Raw genomic sequence first — 14,563 nt, forward strand, 5'->3', positions numbered from 1 at the left:
TTTTGTTGACCCGGAGTTCTGAGCTCAGATCAAAAGAGCTCCAGCAGCGGGCAGATGCTCAGCAGGCTGCTGGGCCAACCTGGGGTTGACCAGATCCTTGGCTGAGAGCTGGGCCTCCACCCCATCAGGGAGATCCGGCCAGGCGATGCCCAACTCGGGATCATCCCAGGCGATCCCCTGCTCGGAGGGCGGGTGGTAATAGTCTGAGCAGAGATAACAGAAATCCGCCACCTCACTGAGCACCAGGAAGCCATGGGCAAATCCCGGTGGCACCCAGAGCTGATGGTGACTCACGTCATCAAGGATGGCGCCCACCCACTGACCGAATGTGGCTGACCCGCGGCGTACATCCACCGCCACATCGAACACCGCGCCGCGGGAGCAGCGCACGAGTTTGCCCTGGGTCTGCACCAGCTGGTAGTGCAGGCCACGCAGCACACCGCAGCGGGAGCGCGACTGGTTGTGCTGCACCAGCGGCGGGATGCCGGCCTCGTCGAGCACGCTCTGGCGGGCGGTTTCCACGAAGAAGCCACGTTCATCGCCGAACACCTTCGGTTGGAAGAGCAGAACTTCAGGGATCGACTGGGGAATGATCTGCATCTCAGGCGAGGCGAGCGGCGTACTGAGACTCGAGATAGCTGGCGTATTCCGCCGACAGCAGCGGTTGCCACCACTCGCGGTTGGCGAGGTACCACTGCACAGTGCGGCGCAGCCCCTCCTGAACGGTCACCTGGGGCTGCCAGCCCAGCTCCTCGCGGATGCGCGTGGCATCGATGGCATAGCGGCGGTCGTGGCCGGGGCGATCGGTCACGAAGCGGATCAGCTCCCGGCTGGGGCGCACCGGCAGATCCGGGGCGAGTTCATCCATCAGTGCGCAGAGCATGCCCACCAGATCGAGATTGGCGACCTCGTTGCAGCCGCCGATGCAATACGTGCGGCCGGGCTCGCCGGCCAGCAGGATGCGATCGAGAGCTCGGCAGTGGTCTTCCACATACAGCCAGTCGCGCACGTTGGAGCCATCGCCATACACCGGGATGGGCCGACCCAGCAGGATGTTGATCAGGGTGAGTGGAATCAGCTTTTCCGGAAAGTGAAAAGGCCCGTAGTTGTTCGAGCAGTTGCTCACCAGCACCGGCAGGCCGTAGGTGTGTTGCCAGGCGCGGGCGAGATGGTCGCTGGCGGCCTTGCTGGCGGCGTAGGGGGAGCGGGGGCTGTAGGCGGTGGTTTCACAGAAGGGCGGATCGCTGGGCTCGAGGCTGCCGAACACTTCGTCGGTGCTCACGTGCAGAAAGCGCCAGTCGGTGGGAGAACCAGCCGAGAGCCAGTGATCACGGAAGGCCTCCAACAACGTGAAGGTGCCGTTCACGTTGGTGGCCAGGAAGGCTCCGGGGCCCGTAATCGAGCGGTCCACGTGGGATTCGGCCGCCAGATGGGCCACATGGGTGATGGCGTGCTCCGCCAGCAGGGCGTCCACCAGCGGACGATCGCCGATGTCGCCGTGCACGAAGCGGATGCGGCCGGACTCGATCAGTGGTTGGATCGTGGCGCGGTTGCCGGCGTAGGTGAGGGCATCGAGCACCACGATCCGGTCGCCTGGATGGTCAGCGGCCCAGTGGTGGGTGAGGTTGCCGGCGATGAAGCCGGCGCCGCCGGTGATCAGCAGATGACGGGTCATTGGGCCAGAACAAAGGACAGGGTGGTTCGTTGAGCAGTCATGACCCAAGGCAGATCAGGCCCATGCGCGCAGGCAGGTGCGGAGATCCTCGCGCCAATCGGGAGGAGGGATGTCAAAGGCAGCACGGAATCGGCTGGTCTCCATTCGGGAATTGGCAGGGCGCTGCGCCGGGGTGGGGTAGGCGCTGGTGGGGATCGGGGTGAGGTCCGGGGCACGGGCCAGCAGACCCAGCGCCACCGCTTCGGCAAAGATCGCTTCGGCGAAGCCATACCAGCTGACGGCCGGTTCGCCGGCGTAGTGGTAGGTGCCCCAGGGGAAGGGCAGATCGGGATCCAGTTGCGAGCGGTTGGCAATGGCTGCTTCGGCCAGGCTGAGCCAGGTGGTGGCGATGGCCTCGGCGCTGGTGGGGCCGCCGATCTGATCGGCCACCACCGAAAGGGCCGGACGCTCGGCTCCCAGACGCAGCATGGTGCGCACGAAGTTGGCGCCTTCCACGCCGAACACCCAGCTCACCCGCAGCAACAGATGGGGACCTCCGGCGGCACGCAGGGCCCCCTCGCCCCCCAGCTTGCTGGCGCCATAGACGCCGAGGGGGCCGGTGGGATCGTCCTCCCGCCAGGGGCGCTCCCCGCCACCGGCGAAGACGTAGTCGGTGGAGAGGTGGAACAGGGGCAGGGAGCGGGCGGCACAGGCGCGGGCGAGCACGCCCACGGCGGCGTTGTTGATGGCCGCCGCCAACTCGGGTTCGCTCTCGGCCTTGTCGACGGCGGTGTAGGCAGCGGCATTGAGCACCAGGGCGGGCTGGTGTTGCTCCAGGAGCTGCTCGACGGTGGCGTCCAGCTCAGGGGCGGGGGCGGCCAGATCCAGCTCGGGCCTGGCGGCCAGCAGCAACGGACGCTGGGTCAGCAGTGTTGGTGCTAACCGCCGCAAGGCGGAAGCTACCTGGCCGGAGCGGCCGATCACAAGCACGGGGGAGAGGCTGGACATAGCCTCAGAGCCCCTCCTGGAGGAGAGCTTCGAGGTAGGCCCCGTAGCCCGACTTACGCAGGGGTGCTGCCAGGGCTGCAAGCTGCTCGGAGCTGATCCAGCCCTGCCGCCAGGCCACCTCCTCCGGGCAGCCGATCTTGAGGCCCTGACGGTGCTCGAGGGTGCGGATGTAGCTGCCGGCTTCGTGGAGGGAATCGCAGGTGCCGGTGTCGAGCCAGGCCATGCCACGGCCGAGCAATTCCACGCGCAGGTCGCCGCGGTCGAGGTAGAGCTGGTTGAGGGTGGTGATCTCCAGTTCGCCGCGGGCCGAGGGCCTCACCTGGCGGGCCAGCTCCACCACATCGGGATCGTAGAAATAGAGGCCGGTGACGGCGTAGTTGGAGACTGGCTGGAGGGGCTTTTCCTCCAGCGACACCACCCGTTGATCGCCGTCGAAGCCCACCACCCCATAACGCTCGGGATCAGCGACGCGATAGGCGAAGACGGAGGCACCGGAGGGCCTGGCACTGGCGGCCTGGAGATTGCGGGAGAGATCGTCGCCGTAGAAGAGGTTGTCTCCGAGGATCAGGGCCGCTGGATGTCCAGCAAGGAAGTTTGCACCGATCAGGAAAGCCTGTGCTAACCCATCCGGGCTCGGCTGCTCGGCGTAGGACAGCTCAATGCCCCAGTGATGGCCGTCGCCCAGCAAGGAGCGGAACTGGGGCAGATCGCGGGGGGTAGAGATGATCAGGATCTCATTCAGCCCCGCCAGCATCAGGGTGCTGAGGGGGTAGTAGATCATCGGCTTGTCGTACACCGGCAGCAACTGCTTGCTCACCGCCTGGGTGATGGGATGGAGGCGGGTGCCCGAGCCTCCGGCGAGAATGATGCCCTTCCGGCTGCTGGTGAGGGGTGATTTGGGCTCAGAGGGCATACGTGGTGAACCTTTCACCCGTCCTTGTACCACGATTCATCCGGATGGTCGGTGCCGCCGTGAGTATTCCAACGTAAGGGGGCGTAGTTCATGCCCCAGCCGCCGATCAAGATCACAAAGAATCAGGAGGTGAGCGGGTAAGCAGGTGAGCCGGATCATTGGCTCCCGCGATGCCCTACGCATGGCGGTGGAGCGCGAGTTGCTCGCACCAGTATCTCGTATCAACTGCTGGAGTGGAGACTAGTCTCAGCTGCGCAGGGATCTTGACATCAGACCGATGCCTACGCCCACCATCAACATGATGGTGATGAAGCCCAGGAATGGGTCCGGGCGAATGCCGAAGATCAGGCTCGGGAGCACCACCGCAGACACCGCCATCGCCACCGCCATGGTGCCCACCAACAGCAACCAGCCCAGGCCCCTGGTGGTCTTCGACAACAGCAAGGCAAGGCCGATCGTGAAAGAGATGGTCAGCAGCCAGAGACCCTGACTGGGGTTCGTTGCAAACGGGATGGCAAACCAGAAGCAGGAACTTTCGGCGGCGGGGCCGTTGCCCAAGCGTCCACATCCAACGACTCTGTTGTAGAACATGAGCAGCTCAAGAATGGATAGGTAGACGCCAGCCGATAGCAAGGTCCCTCCGATCAGTACCAGGACGAAGTTCAGGGAGGAGTTGCGTGCCATGGGCTCTGGGTGGTGCAGATATCAGTCCATCGTCAGATCTTGCGTCGAATCAAGAGACGGTTCGCTGAATTATTACACATCGGTGCAGCCCAGGTTCCATCCTGGATCTTCACTGGCGTCTGAAGATGAAAACTGATCCGACGGCTGAGCTGATGCTGGGTGAACAGATGCAGGTCGATGAAGGTGGCCGCCGTTTCACTGCAGAGCAAGCGGTGGGCGAAGGAGGGATTGCTCTGTGGTGCGGGGCTGAGGCCTGAGAGGGGTCATGGCCAGTGGCTCGGCCAGGCCATCCAGCCGGGCAAGGAGACGGGAAAGGCCTGGAGGTGCTCCTGCAGAATTTTTGCCGCCTGCTCAAGGTGCCCTGCCTGCCGGTGATGGCGGGCGGAGTGGGCCACCAAGGTGTGATTGGCGGGATACGACTCCACGACTTGGACCAATGCAGTGAGGGATTGAACGAACTGAAGATGAATTGAGAAGGATGGCTAAGATTGGATGAATGTAGCCACTAACATCATTAACTCCGGACAGAATAACAGGATTAAACTGATGATAGGGCCTGGTGAGGGGCCACACACAGCAATACCCTCAGTGGGAGCGGGGCAGGTTGATCTCGGCTTCGCAGTAATCGCTGGTTCGCTTCCCCTTGATGTGGTGTGCCTCAGGAGATTGGATCGTCCTTTCAGCTTTGAGAAGCCCTTGATCTGAAGAAGCCCCAGTGGGTCAACCGGGCTGTGGACGGTGTCATGGGAGCTGGGTTGTGTGCAGGATAACCAAAGGGATGAACACGGCATAGAGGACAGAGAGCGGCCAGCCGAACCGCAGGAAATCAAGGAAGCGATAGTTGCCGGGCGCGAACACCATCAGGTTGGTCTGGTAGCCGATCGGCGAGAGGAAGCTCTGGCTGGCGGCGAACACGACCACATAGATGAACATCAGCGGGGGCTGATGCAGACCCTCGGCCAACTTGGCCACCACGGGCAGGAGCAGGACCACGGTGGCGCCATTGCTGAGCAGTTCGGTGCCCACAAGGGTGACGAAATACACTGCCACCAGTGCGCCATACACCGGCCAATGCTCCAGGCGTGAGAGCAGGACGTCGGCCGCCAGCTGGGCCAGGCCGCTCTGCTGCAGAGCGGCGCTGAAGCTGAACAGCCCCCCCAGCAGCAGGTACACATCCCAGCGGATGGCCCGCAGGGCGCTGCTGGCATCGAGGCAGCCGCTGATCACCAGCACGCCCACCCCCAGCAGCACCGCTGATACCAGGGGCATGATCTTCAGGCCTGAGAGCAGCAGCACCGCCAGCATGGTGAGCACCGCCAGGCCCTTGCGGTGGGTGGTGGGCAGATCGCTCTCGAGTTCATCAAGCACCACCAGCTCGCTGTTCTCCTGGAGGCCGCGGATGGAGTCGAGCGGCGCCTGCACGAGCAGCAGGTCGCCTTCCTTGAGCGTGAGGCGCCCAAGACGGTCCTGCAGGGTGGTGTTGGCCCGTTTCACGGCCAGCACAGTGGCGTTGAAGCGCTGGCGGAAGCGCAGATCGCGCAGGTTGGTGCCGGCCAGCTGGGACCCGGCAGGTAGCAGCACCTCGGTGAGACGGATGCCTGAGGCCACGCTGGAGTCGATCTCTCCGTCGGGGGCTTCCAGCAGGGTGCCGGCCAGGGCCACCATCTGATCCTGCTGCAGGCGCAGCAGTTCACCACGGCTGCAGCGCAGCAGCAGGCGGTCGTGGGCCTGGAGACGCAGCTCGGCCAGGGGCGGCTGCAGCTTCTGGCCGCCGCGGTGCACCGCCAGTACGTCCACGTCGAAACGGCGCTGCAGGCGGCTGGCGTGGAGCGTGCGGTTACAAAGAGGCGAGCGGGAGGGCAACACCACCTCGGTGAGGTAGCCCTGGCGGGTGAGTTCGGTGAGGGTGGTGCTCCCTTCGTGGCCGCGATCGGGCAGGAAGCGGGCAGCCAGCAGCAGGTAGAGGCTGCCGATCAGCCACACGGGGATGCCGATTGCCGTGAAGGAGAACAGCTGGAATTCGCCGTAGCCGAGTTTGGCCGCCACGTCGCTGGCCAGCAGGTTGGTGGAGGTGCCGATCAGGGTGAGGGTGCCGCCGGTGATCGTGGCGATCGAGAGAGGGATCAGCACCTTCGAGGGGCTGACGCCGCGGCGGCGGCACCAGCCTTCGATCACCGGCAGCAGGATGGCCACGATCGGCGTGTTGGGGATGACCCCCGAGAGGGGGGCCACCACGCCGGCCAGCAGGGCCACGAGCCGCTGGGGGGAGCGGATGCGCGGCGAGCCGAGCAGTTCACGCAGGCGATCGAGGGCGCCGCTGTGCAGCAGGCCTTCGGAGAGCACGAACATGCCCAGCAGGGTGATCAGGGCAGGGCTGCCGAACCCGGCCAGGGCATCGCCGGCCTTGAGCACGCCGGTGGCGATCAGCAGCCCGGCGGCGACCAGGGCCACGATCTCGGGAGCGAGCCAGCCGCCCACGAATACCACGATCGCCGCGAGCAGCACCGCCAGGGTGATCCAGCCGGAGGGAGTGATCAAAACCAGCTCCGGCATGGGCGCCACCAGGATGTCAGCACGCCATGGGGAAGCCGTGTCCGTGGTCACTAGCGTGAGAACAGGCTGACGGGGCACCACACCAGATGTGGTGTAAGGATGGCTCGGTGCGTGTGCGAGCTGTGGCCCAGTTGGATCTGGCCTATCTCCAGGGGCTGGAGAGGGGCCTGTCGAGGGGCCTTCCCCAACCCTGTCTGGTGCGCTTCAAGTGGTTCACCCTTCTGGATGGGCGGGGTGGGTGACCGGGCGTGACCAAACCCAGCGGGCATCGCGCCGCAGCTCGGTGGCGAAGCGTGATCCGGCCGCCAGCAACACTCCCGAACACCGTCACTCTCTCCAGGGAAGGAACACGGGCAGCCTGCACGCCCGTCCAGGCTTTGACCTGGCGCATCACCTGATCGGGCTCAGGAACAAGACGGCTTGATCTCTTCCATCAACAAAGCCAAGGCTTCGCTCAGCTGGAGCCGGTTGCGGGCGGTGTCGGCGAGGAGGAATCGGCACTGAGCAACAAGGCATCGAGCCTGGATTCGAGATCGGCGAGCCGCTTGTTCTCTTGATCGAGCTGATTGATCTCTTTCTCGAGCAGCTTCGTTCGCCTCTCACTCTCGAGCGCTCTGATCTGCGCATCGATCGTTGGATGCCAGTTTAACTTCGCCAAGAAGCGCCGCCATGGCGGCAACGAGGACAGGAATTCCGATTTGCTGATTGACGCTGAAGCGGATCCCGAGGAGATCGACATGGCTGTAGGAGGTAAAGAACGTGATCAGAACGACCAGGCAGCCGCCGACGAGTGAGGCGCAGCCGGCGCGATCAAGGAAGGGAAACGGATCGGGCTGAGCCGAGGAAACCGGCGCTTCGTTCTCTGCCATGACCGTAGCCATAAAAATCCTAAACCGATCCATGAATAGTACTTCAGTACCATGAGCGCAAGCATCCGTAGTTTCTCAGAGTGGCCCCAGGCGTCTGCAAAATGCGGAGAGCGAAGGACGCGCTACCTGCGGCAAGCGGGCAGACCGCTCATCAGGTTGCAGAGGGGTTCGTGCAGCGGTGATGAGGGGGGCAGCCAGATCGTGCTGGCACCCCTGAACACAGACAGGCCGATCAGGAGTGCCCAGAGCCAGATGAGCCGTGGCCTGCCATTGAGGATCATTCGCGGATTCCGTCCAGCAATTCGAGGATGTCGGTGATGAAGGTGTCGGGGAAATAGCGCTGCCAGAGTCGGCGCAGGCCGGCGCGCTTGGCGGCGAGCAGATCGGGGTGGGCGGCCCATTGACGGGTGAGCTGTCCGATGGCCGAAACGCTCGGTTGGCCACCGATGGACGTCGCCACACTCACCGTCAAGGGGCAGGTCACGGTGCCGAAGGCCGTGCGTGAAGCCCTGGGATTGCGGCAGGGCGACCTGCTCAGTTGGGAGCTGGCCTATCTGCAGGGGCTGGAGAGAGGCCTGAGCGAATGGAGCAGCCCGGCGGATGAGAACGCGTTCCGCGATCTGTGAGCGCCTTCGTGCCGTACACGGTGGTCCGGGTGCCGTTCCCATTCACGGATCGGCAGGCCCAGAAGCAGCGAGGCTGTGGCCATCTGCTGCCCACCGGGACCTGATCCCTCAGGCCAGCCACTCCTGAGCGAGAGTGTCGATGGCCTGAAACTCCGGGTCTTTGTGCAGCAGGGTGGCGCCGCAGTGGAGAGCAGCCGCGGCGATCCAGGCTTCCGCCAGGGACAGGGCATGGGTGGCCTTGATCTGCGCGGCAGAGATCAGCAGGGGCTCACTGGCTTCCAGCCAGTCGATCGGTAGCGCCTGCAGCTGCTCGTAGGCCAGACGGCCGGCCCGTTCACCCTCGTCTGTCCAGACGCGGTAGAGCACCTCCATCCGGGTGATGAAACAGGCCGTGCAACGCACAGGAGACTCCAGGGCCTGCTCGACTTGGTCGGCACCGGGCTCGTCATCTCGCAGGGTGAGCAAAGCCGACGTGTCGAGGCAGAACCGGGTCATCGCGCCTCCAGGGCAGCATCAGCCAGTCGATCGGCCAGCTGGCGCTGGGTGGAGCCCCCGAGCTTCCCCTGCCCCCGGAAGGCCTTCACGGGAGAGATGGCAACCGGAATGACCCGAATCGAGCCATCAGCCTCCACGACCCACTCCAACCGCTGAGAGGGGCCGAGCGCGAAGCGCTCACGGATGGCTGCCGGGATCACGGTCTGACCGCGGGACGTGATCGTGCTTCTCATGATCGTCGACTTGAATTACCATTTAGCCTACCCAGTAATTCGCTGGCGGCCGCCTGCCCCCTCACCATGCCCGCCACGATCTACCTGCACTGGGCCGCCACGCCCTACACCTGGGTGCGCTCCGGGCACTACCACACGATCATCAGCGGCGACGGCCGCCTCAACCGCCTGCACGCCTACAGCGTGGATCTGCCGGCCCACACCTACCGGCGCAACAGCAATTCCGTGGCCCTCTCCTGCGCCTGCATGGGCGGCCAGCCCGACCCCTGGACGATTCCACCCACCGAGGCGCAGCTGGAGGCGATGTGCCAGGAGGCAGCGCGGATCGCCGCCAGCTGGGGCTGGAGTGCGGGCGACATCTCGCTTCAGACGGTGATGACCCACGCCGAGGCCGCCTCCAACCGTGATGGCCACTGGATGCACGACAACTACGGCCCGGTGATCTGGGGCGGCAGCGGCGAGCGCTGGGATTTCCTGCAGCTCAGCAGGAACGGTCCACCCACCGGCGGCGATGAACTGCGCCAGCGCATCCGCCGCTATCTGAGCGAACCGGAGGCGACCGCCTCAAGCCGGCTGGAGTTCCGCCGCGCCAGCACCATGAAGGCCTGCGGCCGGGAGCTGGTGGTGGAGATTGATGCCAACGGCACCTCCTGGGCCCTGGCGGCCGAGCTGCTGGAGCTCTACGAGATCCCCTACGAATGGGAGGCGAGCCGCCGGCGCATCCTGATCGGCAGCCTCGATGTGGCGCCCACGTTTCAGGACGATCAGGTGCAGCCCTCGGTGGGCTGGCCGCTGTTCGAGATGGGCCTGCAGCGGGGGGATGCGCCGCTGATCCTGCGGGGCATCGTGCGTGAGAACCGGGCCTGGTGCCGGGTGCTGGAATTCGCCGAGGAATTCGGGATCAGCGTGAGCTACGAGCCGTTCATGCTGTGGGAACGGCGGGGCGGGTGAGGCTGGCCTGCGCCCTTTATCCTGCCCGTCCTGAGCGAGACCCTCACTGACGGTGGTGAGCGCCGAGAGGATGCGATCCGTGACACTCACGGCCGGGCCTGCAGCAGAGGTTACTAAGCTAGCCAGATCAGCTAGCCTTGTCATGGACGCCGTGTGGACGCTGCAGGACGCCAAGAATCGCTTCAGTGCAGTGGTGGATGCGGCCGCCCGGGGGGAACCGCAGAAGGTGACGCGGCGCGGCACGTGGGTGAGTGTGGTGCTCTCGGCCGAGGAGTACGAGCGGCTGCGGCGCCTCGACCAGGCCAACGCCCCATCACTGGCGGAGCTGCTCCTGCAGATGCCGCAGGACGACGAGACCTTTGAGCGTCTGCCCCTGGCGGCGCGGGATTTCCCGTGTTCCTGATTGACACCGTGGTGCTCTCCGAGCTGCGCAGGCGCCAAAGAGATCCAGGCGTGGTGGCCTGGATCGGCAGCCAGCGGCAGGAGGATTGTTTTCTGAGTGTGGTGAGCATCGGCGAAATCGAACGCGGCATTGCCCGCAAGCGCACGACCGATTCCAGATTTGCGCAGCAGTTGGCCGGATGGCTGGATCAGCTGCTGCGGCTCTATGGCGATCGGCTGCTGCCGGTGGATGTGGGGGTGGCGCGTCGCTGGGGACAACTCTCGGCCGAGCTCGGCCATGACGGAGCCGATCTGCTGATTGCTGCCACGGCGCTGGAGCGCGGCCTCACGGTCGTGACGCGCAACCTGCGCCACTTCACGCCCACTGGGGTTCAGACCCTGGACCCATGGAGCCGGGAGGCTGGCATCTGAGGCGACAAACCACCTCGCCCATAAACTGAGCGCATGAAACCAGTGCACGCATGAACACCCCTCGACCGGTCGCCAAGAAAGTGGGAGCAAGCGGGCAGATCTCCCTGGGCAAGGAGTTTGCCGGGCGCACCGTTCTGATCGACAGCAGCGAGCCAGGGGTGTGGGTGATCAAGACCGCCCAGACCATCCCGGATTCCGAACTCTGGCTGCATCAGCCGGCGGCTTCTGCACGCCTCGATCGCGCCCTGAAGGCGATCACAGCCTCCCCCGTGGCGGCGGATCTCGAGGCCTTGGAGCGCCACCTGGGCAAACGGTGATTCAGCTTGATCTGAACAATCCCGAATTTCAGGCCAATCTGCTGTCACTGGACAAACCGGAAGCCTGGGCTGTGCTCAAGACGTTGAGACTCCTACAGCCGTTGCCTGGCGCGGCGGTTGGGCAGCCACGCAGTCCGTGCATGTCTCTGTCGCCTTCATCCCTCCATACAGCTGCTGCCAACGGTGTTAAACGGGTGCGGAGACCTCCAGGGTCCGGCAGACGTCAGCGCCGGTCTGGCCCTGATTGAGGAGCTTCTCCTGACCAAGTCTGGCCGGTAGGGAAGCTCTCATATGTACTGGTTCAGTTTCTGGGGTCCACGTGAGGGTGTCACTGATGAGAGTGTGGGGCAGATCCTCATCGCCGCCGCCGCATCAGCCGCTGGTGACCGGCCTGACCCCTTGGCGCACTCCAACTGCCTTCGCTCACCTTCACTGGGGTCTGGAGGTGGAAGCTGATGCGGCGGCTGAGTTGGTGCTGGGTCAGCAGACGCAATCCCGGGGGCGGTGGGGCCGCGGGGTTGGCCAGGGCTTCGCCGTAGAGCTCCACGAAACTGAGGCTCATCACACCGGGTCCGGTGAGGAACCAGGACGTGTCACCCTGGGCCTCGAGCACGTTCTTGCAGGCCATGGCCAGGGCCCGCTCGATCAGGGGGTGGCCAGGGGCTGAGGCGATGAAGTTGTTTCCGATCGAGCCGATGTCCTCCTGCTGAAGCACCAGATCGATGCCCTCGCCCAGGAGAGGAACCAGGGATTTGCGGCAGCGGTCGTCGGCATCGGCGTAGATGCCGCCGTGATGGACCAGGTAGGCGAGGCGGAACAGATCCGCCTGGAGCACGGGGCTGAGGGCGGCAGCGAAGGCGTCCTGCACATCGCGGGAGCCATGGGTGGCGAGGTAGGCGGCGGCCGTCTCGGTGCCGAACACCCGATGCGTGAAAGCAGGATTGGTCTGGGGCCAGCTCTGCATCAGCGCGCGCACCCCATCCGGTGGCGGCGAGCTGTTCCAGAACTGGACGACGACGCGCGGGATCGGACCCTCCACGGGGGCCGTGCTGGCAGGGATCTCCACCATTGAGCCCTCCCAGGCGTCGAGCCCGCCGGCATGGCGGGCGGCGATCAGGAGAGAGATGGCGGCGGCACTGGAGCCGGGTTCGCTGGCCACCAAGGCCGCCAGGGGCGCCAGGCGCTGGGCGGGCGGCTGGCTCCAGAGGCCCCGGATCGTGGAGGTCACGGCCAGGTTGGTGTTGAACTCCTCGATCAGACAGCGATGAAGGCCATGGCGGGCCGTTTCCACCAGGCGGGGGTTGCCGCTGGCCGCCTTGGCGTTGCGGATGCGGGCAAAGAGAGCCAGGGCCTGATCGAGGTCCATCAGCATGGTGTGGAGCAGGCAGGCCAGCTCGGCGGCGGCAAAGTCGATCGGCTCGGCCTCCAGCAACGGTGCCAGTTCGGCTGCGGCCTGATCGAAGCGGTAGACGTTCCGCAGCCACTCGGCGCGGCAGAAGGACTGCACACGCTCCTGCTCGGGTCCCTCCGGATCGATCGCCCCCACGGCCTGCTCGGCGCGGGGATCGCCGAGCTGCATCAGCAGCTGGGCCCGCTGCACCCGGGCGTGGAAACCTACGCGGTCATCGGCTGCCAGCCCATCGCTGATGGCCAGAGCCGCCTCGAGATCGCCCGCGCCGCGGTAGAAGGTCACCTTGGCGAACTGCAGCCAGGGCTGGTGGCCCAGACCCTGCGCAGCTCCAATGCTGCGTTCGCACTCATGGAGCATGGAAAGCCCCTCATCGAAGGCGCCGATTTCCGCCAGCAGGCTGGCGAGCGCCGCGGGGTAATCGGGGCAGGTGGGATCAACCTCCACGGCGCTGCGCAGGGCGTTGAGGCCTTCGGGCAGCCGGCCCCACTCCCGCAGCAGCAAACCCCTGGCATGGAAACCCTGAGCCTGAAGGGCAGCATCGTCTCCAGGATCGAAGGCCTCCAGAGCGATCAGAGCCTCCTCGAAGCGCTGTAACTGACGCAGCAGATGCACATGACTGAGGTGATGCCAGGGGGTGGCGGGGTCCACCGCGAGCAGCTGCTGGGAAAGGGCCAGGGCCTGCTCCAGTTCGCCGGAAGCGGCATGGAGATCCCGACGGGCCACAAGCAGGGTGGGCTCGTGCGGACTGTCGCGCAGGGCGTGCTCCAGCAGCTCCTGGGCAGCGGCCCACTCGCCTGAGCGGAGCAGGCAGAGGGCCAGGGTGGCGCGCAGGGCCTGGTGGTCGGGCCGCTGATCGAGGGCAAGGCGGTACCAGCGAATCGCGGCGGCGGGCTGTTGGCGATGGTCTTCCAGTTCCGCCATGCCCAGCAGGGAGGAGAAGTGGGTGGGTTCCTCCTCGAGCAAGGCCGCCAGGATGGCTTCGGCTTTCTTGTGCTGGCGGAGTTCCCGGTGACAGCGGGCGGTGGCGGCTCTGAGGTCGCGCTGGCCGGGGGACTGCTCCAGGGCGCGCTCGAAGCTGGCCAGTGCGGTGCGGATGTCGCCCTGAGAGTAAGCCTCTTCAGCGATCTGGATCAGAGAACTCAGATCGATGGGCTTCGACACCCGGCGCCGCTCCAGCAGGGCGATGGCAGAGCGGGCACCCAGGTGATCAGGCGCTAACGCCAACACGGTGCGGTAGGTATCGATTGCTTCACTGAGCTGTCCGGCGGCGCGGGCGGAGGCCGCGTGAGCGAACAATGCGCTCAGCGTCTGGACGCTGGAGAGGGCAATGGCAAGGGTATTGAAGCGCGCAAATAGATTAGGGCAAGCGAACAGGAACGGAAGGGTCTCCGGAGACAAACCAATAGGGTGAAGAGATTTGATGGCGTTGATGTCGCCTATGATCGGCAATTTCAACCAGTCGCGATTTCAGCCAACCGATTGAGGAGATGAGGCTCTCAATCCTCTCTCAGGGTGACCGGGTTCTGGTGCGCCGATCAGCGTGGCATCATCCGGAAGCATCGGAACCGAGTCCGAACGAATGGCCTCACAGGGGAGTGTGGATCGTATCGGTGGGGATGATGTGGCTGTCTGATAAACCGCAGATTCATGCCCGACTGCAGGACGACAGCTCGATGGGCATGTCCTTCTCGGCTTATTGACTGCATGCCGAGATCCTTCGCTCCAGCGCGCTGCTGGTCGGCAACTGCCCGTGCCTGTCCGTGCTCGCCGACCTCGCGTCCCTCTCCGCCAGGAAATCGATCGCCCAGCGTTGCCGCACCAGGCGCAGCAATACTTTTGGGCTGGTGCGCCGGGTGGTGATGTAGACGCAGTCGGCCGGAGGCCGTAGTAGTGGACGTGGTGAAAAGGCTTGCCATCGCGCCGGCCGGTGCTCACCAGCTCGATGATCCAGCTGGCGCCCACCCAGCGCTCACGAATGGCCTCAATGGCGTTGCGGGCTCGGAGAGTCCAGCGCACCCGGCGGCCATGGCTGGCCT

The 14,563-nt window shown here is 65.2% G+C and carries 18 protein-coding genes; 7 read left to right on the forward strand and 11 right to left on the reverse strand.

The genetic code is table 11. The annotated features are described in order from the left end of the window. Positions 1-24 precede the first annotated feature (24 nt). From rfbC to WH5701_RS06475, 5 genes are all read right to left on the reverse strand, one after another. Positions 25-600, reverse strand: coding sequence for a dTDP-4-dehydrorhamnose 3,5-epimerase (rfbC, locus tag WH5701_RS06455; RefSeq protein ID WP_006171301.1), 576 nt, complete (start codon positions 598-600; stop codon positions 25-27). A 1-nt stretch (position 601) separates the two neighbouring features. Next, on the reverse strand, positions 602-1,675 hold the full coding sequence (gene rfbB, locus WH5701_RS06460) for a dTDP-glucose 4,6-dehydratase (protein WP_006171302.1): 1,074 nt from the start codon (positions 1,673-1,675) through the stop codon (positions 602-604). A 54-nt stretch (positions 1,676-1,729) separates the two neighbouring features. Beyond that, a complete protein-coding gene (rfbD, locus tag WH5701_RS06465; RefSeq protein WP_006171303.1) occupies positions 1,730-2,662 on the reverse strand; it encodes a dTDP-4-dehydrorhamnose reductase in 933 nt (310 codons plus the stop codon). Between the two features lie 4 nt (positions 2,663-2,666). Beyond that, on the reverse strand, positions 2,667-3,575 hold the full coding sequence (gene rfbA / locus WH5701_RS06470; protein WP_006171304.1) for a glucose-1-phosphate thymidylyltransferase RfbA: 909 nt from the start codon (positions 3,573-3,575) through the stop codon (positions 2,667-2,669). Between the two features lie 246 nt (positions 3,576-3,821). Then, positions 3,822-4,259 carry a hypothetical protein gene (locus tag WH5701_RS06475; RefSeq protein ID WP_006171305.1) on the reverse strand — a complete coding sequence of 146 codons (438 nt, stop codon included), beginning with the start codon at positions 4,257-4,259 and terminating at the stop codon, positions 3,822-3,824. 125 nt (positions 4,260-4,384) lie between these two features. On the opposite strand from WH5701_RS06475, the gene WH5701_RS18595 reads away from it, so the two are divergent. Further along, a complete protein-coding gene (locus WH5701_RS18595; RefSeq protein ID WP_255346381.1) occupies positions 4,385-4,516 on the forward strand; it encodes a hypothetical protein in 132 nt (43 codons plus the stop codon). Positions 4,517-5,000: 484 nt separating this feature from the next. On the opposite strand, the gene WH5701_RS06480 is transcribed toward WH5701_RS18595, so the two are convergent. Continuing rightward, positions 5,001-6,812 carry an SLC13 family permease gene (locus WH5701_RS06480; RefSeq protein WP_006171308.1) on the reverse strand — a complete coding sequence of 604 codons (1,812 nt, stop codon included), beginning with the start codon at positions 6,810-6,812 and terminating at the stop codon, positions 5,001-5,003. A gap of 107 nt (positions 6,813-6,919) precedes the next feature. On the opposite strand from WH5701_RS06480, the gene WH5701_RS18600 reads away from it, so the two are divergent. Beyond that, positions 6,920-7,054 carry a hypothetical protein gene (locus WH5701_RS18600; RefSeq protein ID WP_255346382.1) on the forward strand — a complete coding sequence of 45 codons (135 nt, stop codon included), beginning with the start codon at positions 6,920-6,922 and terminating at the stop codon, positions 7,052-7,054. A gap of 357 nt (positions 7,055-7,411) precedes the next feature. On the opposite strand, the gene WH5701_RS18005 is transcribed toward WH5701_RS18600, so the two are convergent. Then, positions 7,412-7,681, reverse strand: coding sequence for a hypothetical protein (locus tag WH5701_RS18005; protein ID WP_232201799.1), 270 nt, complete (start codon positions 7,679-7,681; stop codon positions 7,412-7,414). 277 nt (positions 7,682-7,958) lie between these two features. Continuing rightward, positions 7,959-8,141 (reverse strand): hypothetical protein, encoded by a 183-nt coding sequence (locus WH5701_RS17605; RefSeq protein WP_156776582.1) that lies wholly within the window; start codon positions 8,139-8,141, stop codon positions 7,959-7,961. Here WH5701_RS17605 and WH5701_RS16760 point away from each other — a divergent pair. Then, the gene (locus tag WH5701_RS16760; RefSeq protein WP_037980559.1) at positions 8,128-8,307 is read left to right on the forward strand and encodes an AbrB/MazE/SpoVT family DNA-binding domain-containing protein; all 180 of its coding nucleotides are present in this window, start codon (positions 8,128-8,130) and stop codon (positions 8,305-8,307) included. The two genes, WH5701_RS17605 and WH5701_RS16760, sit on opposite strands and share 14 nt — an antisense overlap. A 108-nt stretch (positions 8,308-8,415) precedes the next feature. On the opposite strand, the gene WH5701_RS06500 is transcribed toward WH5701_RS16760, so the two are convergent. Next, positions 8,416-8,802, reverse strand: coding sequence for a PIN domain-containing protein (locus tag WH5701_RS06500; RefSeq protein ID WP_006171317.1), 387 nt, complete (start codon positions 8,800-8,802; stop codon positions 8,416-8,418). Continuing rightward, positions 8,799-9,035, reverse strand: a complete 237-nt coding sequence (locus WH5701_RS06505) for an AbrB/MazE/SpoVT family DNA-binding domain-containing protein (RefSeq protein ID WP_037979713.1) — start codon at positions 9,033-9,035, stop codon at positions 8,799-8,801. Before WH5701_RS06505 ends, WH5701_RS06500 begins: the two co-directional genes overlap by 4 nt. A 66-nt stretch (positions 9,036-9,101) precedes the next feature. Between WH5701_RS06505 and WH5701_RS06510 the strand changes: the two genes are divergently transcribed. The 4 genes from WH5701_RS06510 (at position 9,102) to WH5701_RS06525 (ending at position 11,116) form a co-directional block, all read left to right on the forward strand. Continuing rightward, a complete protein-coding gene (locus WH5701_RS06510; protein ID WP_006171320.1) occupies positions 9,102-9,986 on the forward strand; it encodes an N-acetylmuramoyl-L-alanine amidase in 885 nt (294 codons plus the stop codon). 142 nt (positions 9,987-10,128) lie between these two features. Then, positions 10,129-10,389: a type II toxin-antitoxin system Phd/YefM family antitoxin gene (locus WH5701_RS06515; RefSeq protein ID WP_006171322.1), complete on the forward strand. Its 261-nt coding sequence runs from the start codon at positions 10,129-10,131 to the stop codon at positions 10,387-10,389. Continuing rightward, entirely contained in the window at positions 10,380-10,799 is a 420-nt protein-coding gene (locus tag WH5701_RS06520; RefSeq protein WP_006171324.1) for a type II toxin-antitoxin system VapC family toxin, read from the forward strand. Before WH5701_RS06515 ends, WH5701_RS06520 begins: the two co-directional genes overlap by 10 nt. Before the next feature lie 50 nt (positions 10,800-10,849). Further along, positions 10,850-11,116, forward strand: coding sequence for a hypothetical protein (locus WH5701_RS06525; protein ID WP_006171325.1), 267 nt, complete (start codon positions 10,850-10,852; stop codon positions 11,114-11,116). A 355-nt stretch (positions 11,117-11,471) separates the two neighbouring features. Here the strand turns inward: WH5701_RS06525 and WH5701_RS06530 are convergent, their stop codons facing one another. Next, a complete protein-coding gene (locus WH5701_RS06530; protein WP_006171326.1) occupies positions 11,472-13,823 on the reverse strand; it encodes a tetratricopeptide repeat protein in 2,352 nt (783 codons plus the stop codon). Positions 13,824-14,563 lie beyond the last annotated feature (740 nt).

It is taken from the genome of Synechococcus sp. WH 5701 (genome assembly GCF_000153045.1).
GTDB classification, from domain to species: domain Bacteria; phylum Cyanobacteriota; class Cyanobacteriia; order PCC-6307; family Cyanobiaceae; genus Regnicoccus_A; species Regnicoccus_A antarcticus.